The 333-nt window shown below is 32.4% G+C and carries 1 protein-coding gene; it reads right to left on the bottom strand.

Annotated features, from left to right (window positions below):
- Window positions 1–224, bottom strand: a 224-nt coding sequence (locus RG22_RS18055; protein WP_204244209.1) for a hypothetical protein, incomplete at its 3' end; no start/stop codon positions are given.
- Window positions 225–333 lie beyond the last annotated feature (109 nt).

The following is a 333-nucleotide window of genomic DNA, read 5'->3' as shown; positions in this document are numbered from 1 at the left end:
TCACAATTCCCACAATTTGCTGGAAGACCAAACACCACAAAAATGTTGTCGATCAGAAAGTTTAACATCTGAATAATGTCTGTTTCAGTGTACTTATTTTCAGAATCGGACTTTTCTTTTACAAAGTAGGTTTTGTCATAGTTAACAACAATAAATTTGTATTTGCGATTACCGTTCTTACTTGTAAACGCATTACTTATAATTTTTGCGAGTCTTTCTTTCAATTTAGAATGTGGAATTGTAGTGTAAAGTGTCGAAAAATCAAAGGCTTTGATCGAATGGACTCTACTAAAATGAGTGGATTTCAGATGTTCTAAAAGTTCCTTCGAATTC

This window comes from Wocania ichthyoenteri Th78 (assembly GCF_000789235.1).
Classification (GTDB): Bacteria; Bacteroidota; Bacteroidia; order Flavobacteriales; family Flavobacteriaceae; genus Wocania_A; species Wocania_A ichthyoenteri.
This window is presented reverse-complemented; position numbering and strand designations above follow the sequence as displayed.